The sequence below is a fragment of the Parabacteroides caeci genome (assembly GCF_023656795.1).
Taxonomy (GTDB): Bacteria; Bacteroidota; Bacteroidia; order Bacteroidales; family Tannerellaceae; genus Parabacteroides; species Parabacteroides segnis.
On record NZ_JAMOKT010000044.1, the window covers coordinates 1 to 17976 of the forward strand.

General features: G+C 40.0%; 20 protein-coding genes and 1 pseudogene. 16 read left to right on the plus strand and 5 right to left on the minus strand.

Annotated elements, in window-relative coordinates; translation table 11 throughout:
• The first annotated feature begins 379 nt into the window (after positions 1-379).
• From NBH15_RS29400 to NBH15_RS19570, 6 genes and pseudogenes are all read left to right on the plus strand, one after another.
• Positions 380-616, plus strand: coding sequence for a GNAT family N-acetyltransferase (locus NBH15_RS29400; protein WP_350472287.1), 237 nt, complete (start codon positions 380-382; stop codon positions 614-616).
• Positions 613-1545, plus strand: a complete 933-nt coding sequence (locus tag NBH15_RS19550; RefSeq protein WP_250823338.1) for a hypothetical protein — start codon at positions 613-615, stop codon at positions 1543-1545. Before NBH15_RS29400 ends, NBH15_RS19550 begins: the two co-directional genes overlap by 4 nt.
• Before the next feature lie 2 nt (positions 1546-1547).
• Entirely contained in the window at positions 1548-1967 is a 420-nt protein-coding gene (locus NBH15_RS19555; RefSeq protein ID WP_250823339.1) for a DUF6597 domain-containing transcriptional factor, read from the plus strand.
• 180 nt (positions 1968-2147) lie between these two features.
• Positions 2148-2510: pseudogene (locus NBH15_RS19560) on the plus strand (DUF6463 family protein); the annotation flags it as partial.
• 137 nt (positions 2511-2647) lie between these two features.
• Positions 2648-3775: a GyrI-like domain-containing protein gene (locus tag NBH15_RS19565; protein ID WP_250823340.1), complete on the plus strand. Its 1128-nt coding sequence runs from the start codon at positions 2648-2650 to the stop codon at positions 3773-3775.
• The gene (locus NBH15_RS19570; protein ID WP_250823341.1) at positions 3772-4473 is read left to right on the plus strand and encodes an epoxyqueuosine reductase; all 702 of its coding nucleotides are present in this window, start codon (positions 3772-3774) and stop codon (positions 4471-4473) included. Before NBH15_RS19565 ends, NBH15_RS19570 begins: the two co-directional genes overlap by 4 nt.
• A gap of 105 nt (positions 4474-4578) precedes the next feature.
• Here NBH15_RS19570 and NBH15_RS19575 read toward each other — a convergent pair whose 3' ends face one another.
• The 4 genes from NBH15_RS19575 to NBH15_RS29530 all read right to left on the minus strand — a co-directional run bounded on the left by NBH15_RS19575 (position 4579) and on the right by NBH15_RS29530 (position 6626).
• A complete protein-coding gene (locus tag NBH15_RS19575) occupies positions 4579-5100 on the minus strand; it encodes a DapH/DapD/GlmU-related protein (RefSeq protein WP_250823342.1) in 522 nt (173 codons plus the stop codon).
• A 15-nt stretch (positions 5101-5115) separates the two neighbouring features.
• The gene (locus NBH15_RS19580) at positions 5116-5676 is read right to left on the minus strand and encodes a flavin reductase family protein (RefSeq protein WP_244051067.1); all 561 of its coding nucleotides are present in this window, start codon (positions 5674-5676) and stop codon (positions 5116-5118) included.
• Positions 5677-5682: 6 nt separating this feature from the next.
• Entirely contained in the window at positions 5683-6219 is a 537-nt protein-coding gene (locus NBH15_RS19585; protein ID WP_128134264.1) for a flavodoxin, read from the minus strand.
• 158 nt (positions 6220-6377) lie between these two features.
• The gene (locus tag NBH15_RS29530) at positions 6378-6626 is read right to left on the minus strand and encodes an HU family DNA-binding protein (protein ID WP_441342877.1); all 249 of its coding nucleotides are present in this window, start codon (positions 6624-6626) and stop codon (positions 6378-6380) included.
• 233 nt (positions 6627-6859) lie between these two features.
• Here NBH15_RS29530 and NBH15_RS19595 point away from each other — a divergent pair, with 233 nt between their 5' ends.
• The 5 genes from NBH15_RS19595 (at position 6860) to NBH15_RS19615 (ending at position 12284) form a co-directional block, all read left to right on the plus strand.
• Positions 6860-7501 (plus strand): hypothetical protein, encoded by a 642-nt coding sequence (locus tag NBH15_RS19595; protein WP_128134254.1) that lies wholly within the window; start codon positions 6860-6862, stop codon positions 7499-7501.
• Between the two features lie 5 nt (positions 7502-7506).
• Positions 7507-8241, plus strand: coding sequence for a DUF3307 domain-containing protein (locus tag NBH15_RS19600; RefSeq protein ID WP_128134253.1), 735 nt, complete (start codon positions 7507-7509; stop codon positions 8239-8241).
• A 66-nt stretch (positions 8242-8307) separates the two neighbouring features.
• Entirely contained in the window at positions 8308-9759 is a 1452-nt protein-coding gene (locus tag NBH15_RS19605) for a sensor histidine kinase (protein WP_128134252.1), read from the plus strand.
• A gap of 22 nt (positions 9760-9781) precedes the next feature.
• Positions 9782-10465 carry a response regulator transcription factor gene (locus tag NBH15_RS19610; protein WP_028729143.1) on the plus strand — a complete coding sequence of 228 codons (684 nt, stop codon included), beginning with the start codon at positions 9782-9784 and terminating at the stop codon, positions 10463-10465.
• Between the two features lie 76 nt (positions 10466-10541).
• Positions 10542-12284 carry an SUMF1/EgtB/PvdO family nonheme iron enzyme gene (locus tag NBH15_RS19615; protein WP_250823343.1) on the plus strand — a complete coding sequence of 581 codons (1743 nt, stop codon included), beginning with the start codon at positions 10542-10544 and terminating at the stop codon, positions 12282-12284.
• Between the two features lie 30 nt (positions 12285-12314).
• On the opposite strand, the gene NBH15_RS19620 is transcribed toward NBH15_RS19615, so the two are convergent.
• Positions 12315-12569: a TIGR03905 family TSCPD domain-containing protein gene (locus NBH15_RS19620; RefSeq protein ID WP_128134250.1), complete on the minus strand. Its 255-nt coding sequence runs from the start codon at positions 12567-12569 to the stop codon at positions 12315-12317.
• Between the two features lie 80 nt (positions 12570-12649).
• Between NBH15_RS19620 and NBH15_RS19625 the strand changes: the two genes are divergently transcribed.
• The 5 genes from NBH15_RS19625 (at position 12650) to NBH15_RS19645 (ending at position 17972) form a co-directional block, all read left to right on the plus strand.
• Entirely contained in the window at positions 12650-13957 is a 1308-nt protein-coding gene (locus tag NBH15_RS19625; protein WP_128134249.1) for a bifunctional folylpolyglutamate synthase/dihydrofolate synthase, read from the plus strand.
• A gap of 24 nt (positions 13958-13981) precedes the next feature.
• Entirely contained in the window at positions 13982-15418 is a 1437-nt protein-coding gene (locus NBH15_RS19630) for an MFS transporter (RefSeq protein ID WP_186961004.1), read from the plus strand.
• Positions 15419-15836: 418 nt separating this feature from the next.
• A complete protein-coding gene (locus NBH15_RS19635; protein ID WP_007656255.1) occupies positions 15837-16346 on the plus strand; it encodes an RNA polymerase sigma factor in 510 nt (169 codons plus the stop codon).
• 244 nt (positions 16347-16590) lie between these two features.
• Positions 16591-17400 (plus strand): 4-(cytidine 5'-diphospho)-2-C-methyl-D-erythritol kinase, encoded by an 810-nt coding sequence (ispE, locus tag NBH15_RS19640; RefSeq protein WP_128134248.1) that lies wholly within the window; start codon positions 16591-16593, stop codon positions 17398-17400.
• Positions 17379-17972 carry a class I SAM-dependent methyltransferase gene (locus tag NBH15_RS19645; RefSeq protein ID WP_244051068.1) on the plus strand — a complete coding sequence of 198 codons (594 nt, stop codon included), beginning with the start codon at positions 17379-17381 and terminating at the stop codon, positions 17970-17972. The genes ispE and NBH15_RS19645 overlap by 22 nt, the downstream gene beginning before the upstream one ends.
• Positions 17973-17976 lie beyond the last annotated feature (4 nt).

Sequence of the window (17976 nt, forward strand, 5' to 3'; positions counted from 1 at the left end):
CGCATTTACAAGAGCTGTTTAATAAGACTAATTTCAATGATGTCAAAGAACAATTTAATCCCCTTATTCCGGGATTATTTGATTAATTAATAACTCGTCCCGATTTTAACGGGACACTAGTGTTACAAAATATAAACCTAACTCCACCTGAGGATATACAGCAATTAGCAAATAATCACGCTATCGCTGTAAACTTACGGGATACTTTTCTATATCCTTATAAGATTGAAGATGCTACTACATTTCTTGATTTAGCTACAAATGGATCATTAGGAAACGTCTTCGGGATATATGAGAATAATACATTCGTTGGTTATTGCAGCCTAATACCAATACCACAGTATGATGTATATCGTATTAATGCAGAAATTGGATATGGATTGGAGAACCTTATTGGGGCAAAGGATATGCCACCGAAGCGGTAAGGTTATTGATAAAATTTGCTTTTGAAGAACTTGACTTATTGAGGATTTATGCGAAAATTTACGAGTATAATATAGGCTCAATGAAAGTTTTGGAAAAAACAGGTTTTGAAAAGGAAGCCATTATTAAGTCCTCGGTTATAAAAGAGGGACAAATAGTTGATGAACATTTATATAGTATTAGGAAAAAATGAAAAAAGATATAGGCGATCACATTATTAGTAAATTAGATTTGCAGGATATAGTTAAAGTGTTGTCTGATGAATTAAGCGGGTCGGAACTGAACACTGTTTTACTGGACGTGTTCAACAAGCGTGTTCAACAGGTAACTCCCTCGTCTTTACTAAGTAAATATGAGGGTAACAAGCTTGTTAAGCCCGCCTTATTAGAAGATGTTTTAGAATATAAAGAAAATGAATTATGGTGCTATAAATTAATAGCAGGTAGAGGATTTGAACCCATAGAACTTTCCCCGGTCGCTCAGTTTGGGACAAGTAGTGTTATAGCAACAGTAGATCAGAAAAAAGTCCTTACTTCTTTAAGAAACACAGAAGTACAGGCAGACCCGACGAATGCAATAGCATTACATTACGCATCGTTAAAGAAAAAAGGAGAATTAGATAACAAAACCTATAATTACAGTAACATTTCACGGGTAATAAGGACACAGGTATTTAATAATCCTAATTTCACTCCTCATTTTACTGTTCTCGCCCTTATTTCATGCGGTAGAGATACTGGTAGCTTTAATTTTGAGAAAGAAGAACTATTAAAACATTTAACTACATCGTATGAAATATGTAAAAGTTACGGTGTGGAGAAAATATATTATGAGATTATTCCATGCAAAGGTTATGACAGTCAAAGCCCGCTTATAATGGAATCAATATCGTATGTCCGGGAAAAGAATAGTAATCTTGAGGTCTTGGTTATAGCACCGGAACATGATAATAACTATTATCATGGTTTCAGAATAAAGCAGCAAATAGTGATCGGCGGCAATACTATTGAAATTGCTGACGGTGGATTGCTTGATTGGACACAACAGCTATTAACCAACAAAAAAGAGCGAATGATGACATTCGGGCTTGGTATTCAGGTATTATATCACCTAACTAAATAAACATGGTAAAGAGTAAAGTCATATTTGAAGATGAAGAACAAGTAGAAATTAAATATCCTTGTTTTGAATTAAAGAATATTGTTGAGTATTATTTTGAAATATGTACTCCTAACAATTCTATAACTCCATTTTCACTTGTGGCTTTGCCCAATGCTAATATCTTAGTTTCAATTTATATCTCCGATAGTAGTCAGACATTCAAAGCACATCGTGAACATGGTATAATTGATACATCGGGTGATAAGATATCTGGTAGCTTAACAGAAGCGATCACTGTAATACACGCTCCCGGAACCCATGAATTTTCAATAAAATTCAAGCCGGGAGTTTTGTACTCCTGTTTATCTAAAGATATTTCAACTTTGGTGGATAATCACCCAAACAATGCAGTTTTAAAGCGTAAAGCTTTAAAACTGCATTGAAGAACTATCGTGCAAATGGTAGTTATGATTTATACGACGAATTGGGATATACCGACTTTTCCCATTTTGTAAAAGAAGCTAAAAATTTGGCAAACACAACTCCATCAGAACTATAAGAAAAAGTAATAAAGACTATAAAAGCACATTAATAAAATATTATCTATGACAATGAATAAAAATATGAAACTTTGGAAATACAGTGGGACATTTCTTGTTATAACAGGAGTAATCCACACAGTATATGCACTATTACTTGGGAAAGAGGACTTTACGGACATGATAAAAGATGGATTAATAAACTCCACAGATGACAGTTACAGCCGTGCTTTCGCCCTTTGGTTTTTAGTATGTGGGATTATACTTATTCTTTGGGGGCTAACACTCCAATGCTATATCAAAAAAGAGCAGAAACCCGCACCTTTGGTTTTGGGGTATTGTATTTTGGCGTTTGCTGTGGTTGGATGTATCATAGAGCCGATTTCCGGTTTTTGGCTGTTTTTGCCGCAAGCATTGATAATAATTACTGCAAATAAGAAAATGGAAACATTAAATAAATACAGGAAATCACAGCTAAGAACTAACAAAAATAGATTCTTGCAGCTAAAAAACAAAAGAAGGCTATTTATGGTAACTTTTTGCATAACATATTGACTAACTTTGCACTCAACAATTAAAAGCTTATGAAAATCAATACTGAAACAAAATATTGCCAAACGTGTGGAATCCCTTTAGACATAGATTATACAAATCTTAAGGCAAGCCAAAATGTGGAGTATTGCGACTATTGTTTGCATAACGGGGTTAAACTCTATGATTTCTCAATGGATTATCTCATTTATCTTTGGGGGCTTTTCCCCGAAGAATATTATAAAGAGACAGGAGTCAACCTCACGTCGGAAGAATTGAGAGCGGAGATGTCCAAACGACTTCCAAATATCAAGAGATGGAAACAAAAGATCAATACGGCTCATGTACAATATGATTTGATTATAAGAGTTCAGGAGTATATCAACCGCCATTTGTTTGACGACCTTGATTCCGACAAGCTATCGTATGTTGCAGGTATCTCCAAATATTATTTTCGCAGGCTTTTCAAGGCTGTTTGTGGCGAAAATATGGGAACTTACATTCAACGACTGAGATTAGAGTACATTGCATTTAAGCTAATAACAACTGACGTAAGTGTACCGAAGCTTCTCGATCAAATCAATTATCAGAACAAACACACACTTTCGAGGGCATTCAAAAGTTATTTCAATTGTTCCATTCCGGAATTTCGCAAAAAGCATTCAAACGTCAATCCCGAAAGGAAAAATCCGATACGAATTGAACCAAGTATTGAAAAAATATCTGGTATCCGAATCGCATACTTGAAATTGGAAAGAACAAATAATGTCAGTCATAGCTACTCTGTTTTGTGGAAGCAGTTGCTACAATTTTTCGAAAAATATGAATTGTCTTCAAAAGGATGTAAATACGTGAGCTTGACTCTCGATTATCCGTATATCACGCCTGAAGAACAAAGTCGTTTTATGATTGGGGTTACATTGCCGCAATCATTTGAAGCGCCGAAAGGCTTTGGCGTTTATGAAATTCATGCGGGAGAATATGCAATCTTTCGTTTCAAAGGGTTTTATCATGAACTGAATAAAGTGTACTGTCATATTTATCTTGACTGGTTGCCGACAAGCGATTATACCCTGCGAGAACAGCTCACCTTTGAGACTTACATCAACACTCCCCAAAAAACTCCGGCTTCGGAACTTATAACAGATATTTATATCCCTATTACAAAAAAAGAAACATGAAATACTTAAACCAAGAGATAGAAAACGAATTAAAAAATCAAGGAGCAGAACTGATACGTTTTGTCAGTATATCGCATTTAGACGAAAAGCAAAACAGACAACTCCCGAACGCCATTGTTTTTGCACTTCCGCTAACCGCAGAATATGCTAAAATGGTATTTAATATTCCCGACTACGTACAAGCACGGATAGCGGATAATTACAATTTCGACGATGATGAATATTCGCTAACCGAACATAAAGCGGGAGAAATAGCAGACGAATTGGCCAAGTTCATCACCGGGAAGGGGTATAAAGCCATATCGCAATCCGATACAGGATTAGTGGCCGACGGCGTTTTCGATCATGAAACAAAAAAATCAGTATTGCCCCATAAAACCGTTGCACTACTTGGCGGATTAGGGTGGATTGGAAAAAACAACCTGTTAATTACCCCTGAATATGGCGCAGCGCAATGTCTCGGTACGGTTTTAACTGATGCTCCACTGGAAACGGTATTGCATGAACCTCTATCTCCAAAATGCGGTAATTGCATTACTTGTGTCAAGATCTGCGAGAGAAAAGTCCTTAAAGGTAAGATTTGGAGTAAATCTGTTTCAAGAGATGATATCGTTAACATACATGGATGTAGTACCTGTTTGAAATGCCTTGTGCATTGTCCCAGAACACAAACATATATAAAGAGGAATATTGTCTGAGTTTCTACAAGTGACAAACGAGGGTTCACAAAAATAAAAACGGAAGAGAAATCAATCCCTTCCGTTTTTATTCTTATATTTTTCCATAACCAATAATCGAAAAATCTAAATCTTCCGAATTACTCTGGCGGGATTACCTGCCACAATCGTGTTCGGTTCTACGTCCCTGGTCACAACACTGCCCGCCCCTACAACACTATTCTCACCGATTGTAACTCCCGGAAGGATCGTAGCCCCTGCTCCTATCCATGCCCTACGGCAAATATGCACTGGCTTACAAGTAATAATCGAGCGATTGTCGAGATCATGATTATTCGATATAAGTTGTACGTTGGCGGCTATCTGAACATCATCGTCAATCGTGATGCCACCGGCAGACATCATCAGGCAACCATTCATTATAATGACATGACGGCCAATCTTCACCTCATGGGGACGAACGACAGTAAGCGGGGTATTCACACGACTACCTTCTCCCATATCCGGGAAAAGACGATGAAGCAGCTCATCATATTCGTCCGTCATCGGCATAGTATGGTTCAGGCGGAATACCAATTGTGCCTGTTCTTTCGCTAAAGCAAGTTCCGCCTCACTCTGATGTGCGCAGTCTATTCTTATTTCTTTCATATATATTACTACTCCTTATTTCAATCTCTTACCATCCGAAAAGGCATTACCTACCTTTTTACCCACTTCCAGGTAATCGTTATTGAACGGGTCGAATATAATAGGAGACACTTTGGATACATCTACTTTTCCGTTTTCGTCAAGAGCACGTTCGTCTACACTTACGTTTATTATTTCGCCACGCAAAATACAGGTTTCTGAATTATAATCCTTCAATTTACATTCCAGCACTACAGATAATTCGTCAATCAACGGTGCATCTACAAACTCCGAACGGGTAGCATGGAAACCTGCACGAGCAAATTTATCCGGAACCTTATTACCGGAAACAATACCCACGTAATCACAGGCTATCACCTGTCCGACCTCTGCCATACTCACGGTAAAAGCCTTACGCTTCAGTATATTGGCTGTCGTTTTATGTCCCTCACTAATACAAATACTAATTTCATGCATCTCGCTGATACCACCCCAAGCCGCATTCATAGCGTTGGGAGTACCATTTTCATCATAAGCAGCGATAATAAACACCGGCTGCGGATAAGTAAAGGGCTTTGCCCCAAAATTCTTTCTCATAACAATTTATTTTTTAGTCCATTTCTTAATATCTTCCTTCGTCGCACCATTCAAAAGCCGGCCCTTTTGCCATTTCAGATCAGGATAGGTTTCCTGCAACTCTTTTTCCGCATTAGAAATACTGCTGCTACCCGATGTTGCAAACGGAATAATTGTCTTGCCGGCAAAATCACCGCTTTCAATAAAAGTATTGATGATTCTCGGAGCTGAATTCCACCAAATAGGGAAACCTATATAAATGATATCGTAATCTGCAAGATTCTCCGGTTTAGATTTTAATGCAGGACGTGATTTAGCATTTGACATCTCCACACTGCTACGTGAAGATTTGTCATGCCAATCCAAATCAGCAGTGACGTATTCTTTTTCAGGTTGTATTTCGTAGAGCGTTCCACCTGTAACTTCTACAATCAACTTCGCTGCTTTTTCCGTCGTTCCTGTTGCCGAGAAATAAACCACCAATGTCTTATCACTTTGCGTCTGTGCATTTATGGGGATACATAACATCATGATCACTACCATAATCATACCTTTAACCTTCATTGCTGTCATATGTAATTCTTATTTTTATTGTTATGACACAAAATTACAGAATAGTATTCAATATAAAAGTATATAAATCACTGATTATCTAACCCAAATTACTGATCGTAAACCGCCAGCATATACGATTGTATTATTATTTATTTTTCAATAGCTCTTCACCCTCCGCAAAACTCCACCACCGTCGTCTTCCCTGCCAACACCAGCACCTCTTCACAGGCAATCTCCCCTTTGCCGATATGCCAGGCCAACGTACCGATCTTTCCGCAAATCTGAAAACAAAACTTTCCGGGTTTGAACTTGACACTTGTACGTGCCGGTATTGCACAAGAGATACCGGTACGGGGATTACGGCCGATACGCTCTTTTTGCAACCACGGAATAAAAGTACCGAAAACTTGAAGCAAACAGGATTATTCTGTTTCATTGCAATCCGCAAAGGATCAGTTAGAAAGTAATAGAAAAGAGTATTTCCGCCTGGAACTTTCCATAATCGATCGTTTCAACAAGAATCAACCTATTCCGGTTGTTTTTCCAAAATCAACCCAAACAGGTTGTTTTTATTAAATCAACCCAAATAGGTTGTTCTTTTAATAAATATCAGTATATTTGCTTCCGGATAAAACCTTTCCATAAATATATGAAAATAAAAGGAGTAATTACAGGAGATATCATTCAGTCCACTCACATAAATCCAGCAGACAGAAATCTATTGCTGGACACTATTCAGGGTATTATACAATGCACCCGAAAATGGGGAGAGAACCGACTGGATATCTATCGCGGCGACAGCTTTCAAATACTAGTGGACAACCCCATACAAGCATTAAGGATTACTCTGTTGATACGAGCTGGATTGCAGGCTAAGTCACCCACCGCTTTCCGATGGGACGCACGGGTTGCATTAGGTCTGGGAACGATTGATTTTGAAAGAGAACAAAGTGTAATCGAATCCGATGGAGAAGCTTTCCGTAACTCCGGTTGGGAGTTTGATAAATTAGGTCGTTCAAAAAAGCTGGCAATCAGAACTCCCTGGGAAAACTTCAATGAAGAATTTATAGTCAGCACCGCTTTGGTTGACGATATTGTTTCGAATTGGACGATCACACAGGCTCAGGCAATATTTTTGTTTCTATCAACCGGTAAAACACAAAAAGAGATTGCCGATGATTTACAAAAATCATCACAAGCAATCAGTAAACTATTAATTGGGGGAAAAGTAAACTTAATAGAACTTTACCTGAATCGCTATGAACAATTGACAACAACCTTAATACAATAATAATTATGGAATTAACAGACCTGAATCTTTTACTAAAACTATTATTCTCCCATTTGATTGTAGATTTCATTTTACAAACAAATAAAATTGTAAGAAAAAAACGGGAAGGTAAATACCAATATCATATCATCCACAGCCTGACACAAGCCTTGGTTACTTATATTGTTGCAGGACTATGGAATTGTTGGTTCATCATTCCTGTTATTTTCATAACACATTTCGCCATCGACTTATGGAAAATCACTCAGAAAGAGAAACTATATTCATTTATCATAGATCAGGTCTTACACATCCTGGTACTTTGTACGTTATGGGTGGTAATAACCAAACAATATGCAGCTGTCGGAGATATACTTCAAAACATTATGAAATGTGACAAATGTTGGATATATCTGATCGGTTATCTGCTTATACTAAAACCTGCATCTATATTCCTCGGACTGTTCACCAAAAGATGGAGAGATAAAGGTAACGTATCTGAAAGTCTTCAAAATGCAGGTCAATGGATTGGCTATCTCGAACGAATATTGATTATAACTTTTATATTGATTGGAAAAATTGAAGCAATAGGATTTCTTCTAGCGGCCAAATCTATTTTTCGATTTGGAGAATTGAATAAAAGTAAAGAAATCAAAACTACTGAGTATGTTCTGATCGGGACACTTGCCAGTTTCACCATTGCCATAATTATAGGGCTTATTATGAATTGGCTTTCTACTCATCCGGGAAGTGTTATTTAGTCTTATCATACCCCCGAAACTCCCGAACTTATCCATTACTTTTGTCTGAAAGAAGAGGTTTTAGACATGAAAACAAAATTAAGCTTCAAGATTATAGCCGCATTGATCAGTATATCACTGGCGGCACTGTTGTTCTCGCAGGGATACTGGCTGAAAGGATTGTATGACTCGACCTGGATACAAATCAATGGTAACATAGAGGAAGCTATGCGTATGGCTGATTATAAGGAAATATTTATCCGCATCGACGAATTGACCCAAGGAGAAACCCATGGAGAGATAAGTCAAAGTTTTACCTTTTCAAAAGAAGAGGATGAAGAAACTGAAAAAGCAGGAATGATGGATACTTTTGCCGTCCATACGGATAAGAATCCATTCAAAAATAAGGATATATCTAAATCGCTGAATGAATATCTTAGTTTGCTTACCGACCTGGAAGGGCAAATACAACAAGCACTCCACATGAAAATAGATTCACTCATGCCAGTCAACTATAATAAATACGACAGCCTCCTTTCCATAGAACTCAAACAGCATGATATTTTTGTACCTCACAAGCTGGAAGTCGTACAATTGGTCGACAGCTTGCCGAAAGTAGTAATGAGCATCCAGTCCACCGACTCTGTTATTGCGACAGAGAACTGGGATAAAGCCTCCCAATTCAACTATCCGATCTCTACACAATCGGAGCAATATTACCGATTAACATTAAAAACTCCTTTTCAACTGGTATTCAAACAAATGGCAGGAATACTCATCTCCTCCCTCCTGCTCGTGATCCTGATCCTGATAGCATTTATCTATCTGATCCATACTATTCTCCGGCAAAAAACCGTAGAAGAATTGAAAACGGACTTCACCAACAATATGACACACGAACTGAAAACACCGATCTCCGTTGCTTATGCGGCCAACGACGTATTACTCAATTACGACAACAACGCCAACGAAAAACAAAAGAAATACCTCGGAATTATCCGTGAACAACTGACCCAGCTAAGCGGCCTGGTCGAACAGATCCTTACGCTTTCGGTAGAGAATCGCAATACATTCCGTCTGAAACAGGAATCGATTCCTATCACGGATATCATTCCCCCGCTCATTGAACAACATAAGTTAAAGGCCGGTAAGCCTGTCAACTTCACCGTAAATATCCCGAACAACATTGCAGTATTTGCAGACCGCACGCATTTCTATAATATGTTGGGAAACCTGATCGATAATGCCGTGAAATATTCGGGAGACAAACCTTATTGTAATATCTCCATACAAGCAGAGACACAGACAAACGGGATCCGTATCTCCGTTACCGACAACGGAATCGGTATCAGTGAAGCCAGCCTGCCACATATATTCGATAAGTTTTACCGGGTACCCAGCGGTAACCTGCATAATGTAAAAGGATTCGGCCTGGGACTTTATTACGTAAAGGACATGATGAGCAAACACGGAGGATCGGTATCTGTAAAAAGCCAACCGGGCAAAGGAACCACATTTACCCTCCATTTTAAAAACTGAAAAAGAAAAGAAAAGAAAGACTATGGCAAAAATAAAAGTATTACTGGTTGAAGACGAACCGACCCTTGCAATGATCATCAAAGATACATTGGATGGCGAAGAGTTCGACATCGTGTTGGCAGCCGACGGCGAAGAAGGCCTGGCTCTTTACAAAGAAGTAAAACCGGATATCATTGTAACAGATATCATGATGCCGAAGATAGACGGCTTCACCCTGATACGCCATATCCGCAAGACCGACAGCCAGATCCCTGTCCTTTTCCTTTCGGCCCGTTCAGCAGCGAATGATGTGGTCGAAGGCTTCGAACTGGGCGGTAACGATTACCTCAAAAAGCCCTTCGGCATGGCCGAGCTGATCATCCGTATCAAAGCCCTGCTGAATAAGATCACCGTCCGTAAAGAAGAAAAGTCGACCTTCAACCTCGGACAATACACATTCGACTCCATCACGCAAACCCTGCAATACTGTGGAGAAAAGCAACTGTTAAGCAACCGCGAGTCGGAAATACTCAAACGTCTTTGCGAAAACAAGGATCATGTATTACCGATGAAAGATGTCCTACTCGACCTTTGGGGCGACGACTCTTTCTTTAATGCCCGCAGCCTTCATGTTTTCATTACAAAGCTGCGTCATAAACTATCGGACGATCCCAGTATAAAGATACTGAATGTACGGGGAATCGGTTACAAACTTATTATTGACTAAAAGTGCATTACCTATGCCAAGACAGTGGCATAAGTAAGGAATAACTATAAATGAACCATAGAATATACTGATAAATATGAAAATACTGATAAGCTTGTTACTTCTCTGCTGTACCTCATGGCTAACAGCAAACGACCGGTACGTAATACAAGCGCATATAACAGGCGTAAAAGACGGCACTGTCTTCTTTCTGAAACAATTCGATAACCAGCGGATCATCAACTCCATGCGAATCGAAAAAGATGCTTTCCAAATGAGAGGGACCTTATCGGATATTCCCCAGCATTTATGGTTATGTACAACTATTGAAGATGAATTTTATTACTGTGACCTCCTAATCGATAAAGACACTCTATACATCGAAGGTAACCTCTCCGACTTCCCGCACAATCTCAAATACAGGGGAGCTGAAACACATATGGGATATACAGATTATTTAAATAAGACCAGCCAGGTTAACCAAAGAATAGATAGCCTCAACATTATTTCCATGTATTTACATGATTTGAGAGCAAAAAAAGACAAACGTCTTGGTAATAAGAAAATGGCAAAAGCTGCCTTGGAATCTATCAAGAAAGAAATGGCTGCCAAAACTTTCGAACCCCAGACTGACTTGAGGTTACGTATAGCCCAACAAGAACGGGATTCCATCCGTATTTCATTTATTGAGCATAATATGGACAAATATGCCGGCCAGTTCCTCCTTACCCGTATCATGAAAAAGTTATCGCCAGACTCATTACGTCAGTTCTATCGCCTGATCCCGGTAGAGATGAAAAAGACGAAATTCGCCCGCCTCATCAGTAACCAGATCAATCCCTATGCAGATGACTGCATCCGGCAGGCAGACAACCTGCTGTCATTAAGCGGCAGTGCTATTCAAATCAATAAATACACGGAAGAAGCATATAAACTATATGAACAGGGAGTGCGCCTGGACCCGGAACGAACCGACGGATATATTGCCCTGTCAACGATGTACGAACGCCTGCTTCCGCTAAAAGGGGATGAAGCATACGACATATCCATCTCTTACCTCAACAAATTCATCGAAAGTGATGTCAGGGAGGAAGATCGTGAAGAAGCCCGGAAACGGATAAAAGATATAGAATTTCGCAAATGGCTGTCGACCAATATCAATCCGGAAATGATTGAAGTGAAAGGCAGTACATTTACAATGGGATCAACCTATAAAGAAGACAATAATCCACCCCATAAAGTAACGGTTAAAAGTTTTTCCATCAGTAAATACGAAATAACCAATTTCCAGTTTGCCGCTTTTTTAAAAGCTTACGGAAGTCAGGTGGTAAAAGAAGGGCCGGATGCAGGACAACCCTTATATTATGAATGTAACTGGGGAATCGGACAAGGGAAACCGATCCCCGGGTATGAAGCACATCCGGCCATTTATATTACCTGGTACGGAGCACAAGCTTATTGCCAATGGGCGGGCGGACGTCTGCCGACAGAAGAAGAATGGGAATATGCTGCCCGCGGCGGATTATACGGTAAACGCGATCATCTGTACAGCGGAGGGATGGAACTCGACAGTCTGGGATGGTATGCCGGAAACTCGGAAGGCAAACCGCATCCGGTCGGCATGAAGAAACCGAATGAACTGGGCATCCATGATATGAGCGGAAATGTATGGGAATGGTGTTCCGACAGTTTTGAAAAGGATGGCAGACTATATGCCGTCGTACGGGGAGGCACCTGGTTCAACGAACGGGCGAGCTGCCGTCCTACCTGTCATTATTATATTTACCCGGGAAGTAAACATTTCAACAACGGATTCAGGATCGTGAAAGATATCCCTTAATCCGTCGGAAATAAAACCTGGCAACAGGGTTCAACTCAATTTCTTTAAAGCCTGTGCCAGTTGGTCCGGGCAAGAAGTACCCCGTTCACGGCAATCGATGCCCTCCAATCGTTGTATGGCGTCCTGTACTTCCATGCCGACCAGTAATTTTGATAAACCTTGTGTGTTTCCCTGGCATCCGCCTACAATCTGAACTCCGGTAATCACATTGTCTTCAGCGTCAACAATCATCATTTTAGAACATACCCCTCCTGTAGGAGTGTAAGCTATACGTTGTTTACTCATCTCTTTGTACTTTTATATTCACGGGGTGCAAAGGTATAAATAAAATTAAGTACTTTTGCCAATTATAAAAAACTAACAGCATGACTTACGAAGAAACGCTTCACTATCTATATACAAGCATTCCGGTATTTCAGCACAGCGGAGCATCCGCTTACAAGCCGGGACTGGACACCAGTATTGCACTGGACAATTATCTGGGGAATCCCCATAAAGCCTATAAGACAATCCACGTAGCAGGGACAAACGGAAAAGGTTCCGTCAGCCATTTACTGGCAGCGATCCTTCATCAGGCGGGATATAAAGTCGGACTTTTCACATCTCCCCACCTGATCGATTTCCGCGAACGCATCCGTGTCAACGGTAAAATGATACCCAAAGAATATGTAATAGATTTTGTAGAGCGCCATCGTACCACTTTCGAACCACTTCACCCTTCCTTCTTCGAACTGACTTCTACCATGGCTTTCGATTATTTCCGAGCTGAAGAAGTTGATTTTGCCATTATCGAAGTAGGCATGGGCGGACGGTTGGACAGCACCAACATTATCACTCCTATCCTGAGTATTATCACGAATATCAGTCTCGACCATACCCAGTTTCTGGGCGATACGGTAGAAAAGATCGCCTTTGAAAAAGCAGGGATCATCAAACCCAAAGTTCCGGCACTGGTAGGTGAAATATATACCCAAAGCGTTGCACAGGTATTTGCCGATGCAGCTCACAGGAATGAGACACTGGTTTATTTTGCTTCACAGGAAGACCTGCTAAACGAATCATATCTGATGGATACCGGCGAATGGTATTTTGATTCCGTCGAGTACGGACAACTATTCGGTGAATTGGGCGGAGTGGCGCAAGTAAGAAATGCCAAAACTGTACTGGCTGCTCTCAATCTGCTTTACACTCAGGGAATCGATATACCTCAGGAAGCTGTACGCGAAGGATTCGAGCATGTAGTTGAATTCACCGGACTAATGGGACGCTGGCAGGTTTTGCAGGAAAAACCAAAAGTGATATGCGATACAGGCCACAACACCGGCGGATGGCAATATCTGAACATGCAGCTGAAAGAAGTAATGAAGCGTTCCCGTCATACTTATATGATCGTCGGCATGGTAAACGACAAAGATATTAACGGTGTGCTGGACCTGATGCCCCAGGATGCTTTCTACTTTTTTACACAGGCATCCGTTCCACGGGCAATGCCGGCAGCCGAAATTGCCGCCATGGGTATGATGCACGGTCTTAGCGGCGTCACATGCGACTCTGTCGCCATTGCTGTTGAACGGGCGTTAGCCAGAGCCGGCGAAGAAGATACGATCTTTATCGGAGGAAGCACGTTCATCGTAGCCGATGCCCTCCCCCTTTTCATGAAAGAAGACAAATAATACAACTTAATAAAAACAAATATCATGGTAAAACAAATTCAAATGAAATTGAGCGAATCCAAAACGGCACGATGGTCGGTTTTGGCACTCGTTGCATTTACAATGCTTTGCGGTTACTTCATTACAGATATGATGGCTCCGCTTCAGGATTTATTACAAACCCCCGTCATGAGCGGCGGCCTTGGGTGGAGTGGCGATGACTACGGTAAATTTACAAGTGCATACGGCTGGTTCAATGTTTTCCTGTTAATGCTTATTTTCGGCGGTATGATCCTTGATAAGATGGGAGTACGTTTCACTGGTTTAATGGCCACCGGTATCATGCTGGTCGGTGTTTTCATTAAATGGTTCGGTATCTCTCATGATTTCGGTGGTGAAACAGTTTCTGTTTTCGGAACCGAATGGGGTTATCCTCTACTCATTGCCTCTTTAGGCTATGCACTCTTTGGCGTAGGCATCGAGATTGCCGGTATAACCGTATCGAAAATCATTGTCAAATGGTTTAAAGGTAAGGAAATGGCATTAGCAATGGGACTTGAAATGGCGTGTGCCCGTATCGGAACAGGTTTAGCAATCGGTATAACGCCTATTCTGAGCCGGGCTTTCAATAATTCTATCAGTATACCTATTTTTATCGGACTAATCTTATTATGCATCGGATTCCTGTCATTCATCGTATTCGTTGTAATGGATAAAAAACGGGATCAGGAAATCCTCGACGAAGGTGAAGAAGAGGAAGAAGCTCCTTTCCGTGCCAAAGATATCCTGGATATTATTACCCTTAAAGGCTTTTGGTATGTCGCCCTTTTATGCGTATTGTTCTATTCCGCCGTATTCCCGTTTCTGAAATACGCACCCAGCCTGATGATTAACAAATTCGGTATTGAACCTACTCTTTCCGGAATCATCCCCTCGATCCTGCCGTTTGGTACTATCCTGCTGACTCCGTTCTTCGGCAACCTGTACGATCGGAAAGGGAAAGGTGCCACCATCATGATGATCGGTGCAATCATGCTTGTATGCATCCATTTCACATTCTCTTTACCATTCCTGGATAATTGGTTGGTAGCACTTGTACTGGTTATCCTGTTAGGAATTGCTTTCTCGCTTGTACCTTCAGCCATGTGGCCTTCTGTTCCAAAAATTATTCCGGAAAATAAGTTAGGAACAGCATATGCCCTTATTTTTTGGGTACAAAACTGGGGATTAATGGGTGTGCCTTACCTCATAGGTAAAGTACTCGATAAATACTGTATAACCGGTTATGTCAATGAAAAACCGACTTACGATTATACCATTCCAATGATTATCTTTACCTGTTTTGGTATACTTGCACTTCTCATTTCATATCTCCTGAAAAGAGAAGACCGTATAAAAGGTTACGGTTTGGAATTACCTAATATCCAAAAAGATGCAGATAAATATCTGGCTGAAGAGATGATCGGTGAAGGTCAGAGATAAATTCATTATATAAAAAAGACAATCATAAAGAGAGCGATGTCGGTAAATTACATAAATTACTGACATCGCTCTCTTTATTTATAAAAACCCGCATTCGATTTACTCTTGTTTCTTTTAATGATAATTACTATTCTTATCCGATAATTTTCTATATTTGTATTGATTGCTCAAGATTCATTTTATGCCTTGTTGAATAAATCAACACCAAACTTGTAAATGTTAAACATATACAAGCTACAAACTTGCAAATCCTACTCAGTATCAGACGTTTTTAGCCTATAAATATTAAGATTGAGCGTTAAGTATTAATATTATGCAAAGAATTAGTCTCATTGATTTAAATTACATATTTTTGTATTGTGCTTCAGTATTGAAACACAGCACATAACCGACAATAAACATTCAAAAAGTTAGTAATATGAATGGGATACAATTTCAACAAAAATTATTGAGCTTGCAAGAAAACATGATGAATTTTGCACTTATGCTCACTGCAAACCGGGACGATGCTCAGGATTTGCTACAGGATACTACATTAAAGGTACTAGATAATCAGGATAAATTCGTTGACAATGTTAATTTCAAAGGATGGGTTTTAACTGTCATGCGTAATATTTTCATAAACAATTACCATAAGATTGTGCGTGTACAGACAGTTGTTGACTCAAGTGCAGATTTATATAATCTGGATGTTGTCAATGATTCCGGATTTGATTCACCGGATAAAGCGTATCAAATTAAGGAGATCACCAAAGCGATCAACGGATTGAACGATGATCTGAAGGTTCCCTTCTCCATGTTTTTAAGTGGCTATAAGTATAACGAAATAGCAGAAAAACTTAATGTGCCCTTAGGAACAGTGAAGAGTCGTATCTTCTTTGCTCGTCAAGAATTACAGAAAAGGTTAAAGGACTTCCAAAATATGTAATCCCTCTTCCCTTTCCCAGTATAACATAAAAGCGACTACTATTCATTTGGTAGTCGCTTTTGCTATTTTCAAACAAATGTTTAGCGACCGATAAATTACATGACAACTATTTAATTGAAAAATAAATAAGTTCTTTTCTTTAGATTTATGACAGCTTCGATTATACAAGCTATACGTTACGTTTGTTTATCCTAATTATTTTGCCTACGTTTGTCTAAAAAACATAATTTAAAGGATCTATTCTATGATTTGTTTTCCTAATGCCAAAATAAACCTGGGACTAAACGTTGTTAGTAAACGGACAGACGGTTATCATAACATCGAGACTGTATTCTATCCTATCCCTGTGAAAGATGCACTTGAAATAGTGAATGCTGAAAAACTATCTTTCACCCAGACAGGAATACAGGTGGATGCTCCCATGGAAAAAAACCTTGTGATAAAAGCACTGAACCTGCTGAAAACACAATATGAAATACCGCCTCTGGAAATCCATCTCCTTAAAGCTATCCCTTTCGGAGCCGGACTGGGTGGCGGATCGGCTGATGCCGCTTTCATGCTGAAATTGCTGAATGATTTCTGCAAACTGGATATCCATGCAGACGAACTGGAAAAAATCGCAGCTTCCATCGGTGCTGACTGTCCGTTCTTTATCCGCAATACACCGGTATTCGCTACCGGAACAGGAAATATATTCGAACCAGTCGAATTATCATTAAAAGGCTATCATTTCTGCCTGATAAAACCGGATGTTGCCGTTTCCACTCCGGAGGCCTATTCATTAGTCACCCCAAAAGTTCCGGCAATCTCACTAAAAGATATTATAAACAAACCGGTTTCCGAATGGAAAAACTTAATGGTAAATGATTTCGAAAAGAGCGTCTTCAGCAAACATCCGGTTATCGGTCGGATCAAAGAAACACTCTACCAGGCTGGGGCCATCTACGCTTCTATGTCTGGGTCAGGTTCCTCCGTATTCGGATTGTTCGAAGCACCGACTCAGTTCAAAGAGCAATTCACCGATTGTTTTGTATGGGAGGGACAATTACCATGAATGTTATAGCCGGTTTCTTTGATGCATTAGCAGATCGCTGGGACGAACTTTGCTATCATGCACCAGAAAAAATCAATCAGATACTGGAACAGACCACTCTGCATAAAGGACTTCGCATATTGGATGTCGGATGCGGAACCGGTGTACTCGAACAGTATCTGTTAACTTATTCACCAGCCCATATTACAGGAATAGACATTTCGCCGCGGATGATTGAAGCAGCACAAAACAAATATGCTACCCCGATAGTCGATTTCCGTTGCATGGATGTTATGGAACTGAAAGACGAACAGTTCGATTTTATTATTGCCTATAGTGTTTTTCCTCATTTCGAACATCCGGATGAGATAATCGGCCATCTGGCAGAATTACTTGTCCCGGGAGGTGAACTTGTGATCTGCCACAGCGAAGGGAGGGAAAACATAAACGGACATCACAATAAACAAGCAAACAGAATATCGTTCGGCCTGCCTACGGCTAGGGAAGTTGCCGCCTTGATGGAACCTTATTTTCATATCGAGGCAATGGAAGATACCCACGAACTTTATATGGTCAGCGGAATTCGCTATTAATTAA

Excerpts from the sequence above, each read along its gene's own strand:
- NBH15_RS19550 (WP_250823338.1), top strand. The coding sequence starts at position 613 with ATGAAAAAAGATATAGGCGATCACATTATTAGTAAATTAGATTTGCAG.
- NBH15_RS19555 (WP_250823339.1), top strand. The coding sequence starts at position 1,548 with ATGGTAAAGAGTAAAGTCATATTTGAAGATGAAGAACAAGTAGAAATT.
- NBH15_RS19565 (WP_250823340.1), top strand. The coding sequence starts at position 2,648 with ATGAAAATCAATACTGAAACAAAATATTGCCAAACGTGTGGAATCCCT.
- NBH15_RS19570 (WP_250823341.1), top strand. The coding sequence starts at position 3,772 with ATGAAATACTTAAACCAAGAGATAGAAAACGAATTAAAAAATCAAGGA.
- NBH15_RS19575 (WP_250823342.1), bottom strand. The coding sequence starts at position 5,100 with ATGAAAGAAATAAGAATAGACTGCGCACATCAGAGTGAGGCGGAACTT.
- NBH15_RS19580 (WP_244051067.1), bottom strand. The coding sequence starts at position 5,676 with ATGAGAAAGAATTTTGGGGCAAAGCCCTTTACTTATCCGCAGCCGGTG.
- NBH15_RS19585 (WP_128134264.1), bottom strand. The coding sequence starts at position 6,219 with ATGAAGGTTAAAGGTATGATTATGGTAGTGATCATGATGTTATGTATC.
- NBH15_RS19595 (WP_128134254.1), top strand. The coding sequence starts at position 6,860 with ATGAAAATAAAAGGAGTAATTACAGGAGATATCATTCAGTCCACTCAC.
- NBH15_RS19600 (WP_128134253.1), top strand. The coding sequence starts at position 7,507 with ATGGAATTAACAGACCTGAATCTTTTACTAAAACTATTATTCTCCCAT.
- NBH15_RS19605 (WP_128134252.1), top strand. The coding sequence starts at position 8,308 with ATGAAAACAAAATTAAGCTTCAAGATTATAGCCGCATTGATCAGTATA.
- NBH15_RS19610 (WP_028729143.1), top strand. The coding sequence starts at position 9,782 with ATGGCAAAAATAAAAGTATTACTGGTTGAAGACGAACCGACCCTTGCA.
- NBH15_RS19615 (WP_250823343.1), top strand. The coding sequence starts at position 10,542 with ATGAAAATACTGATAAGCTTGTTACTTCTCTGCTGTACCTCATGGCTA.
- NBH15_RS19620 (WP_128134250.1), bottom strand. The coding sequence starts at position 12,569 with ATGAGTAAACAACGTATAGCTTACACTCCTACAGGAGGGGTATGTTCT.
- NBH15_RS19625 (WP_128134249.1), top strand. The coding sequence starts at position 12,650 with ATGACTTACGAAGAAACGCTTCACTATCTATATACAAGCATTCCGGTA.
- NBH15_RS19630 (WP_186961004.1), top strand. The coding sequence starts at position 13,982 with ATGGTAAAACAAATTCAAATGAAATTGAGCGAATCCAAAACGGCACGA.
- NBH15_RS19635 (WP_007656255.1), top strand. The coding sequence starts at position 15,837 with ATGAATGGGATACAATTTCAACAAAAATTATTGAGCTTGCAAGAAAAC.
- ispE (WP_128134248.1), top strand. The coding sequence starts at position 16,591 with ATGATTTGTTTTCCTAATGCCAAAATAAACCTGGGACTAAACGTTGTT.
- NBH15_RS19645 (WP_244051068.1), top strand. The coding sequence starts at position 17,379 with ATGGGAGGGACAATTACCATGAATGTTATAGCCGGTTTCTTTGATGCA.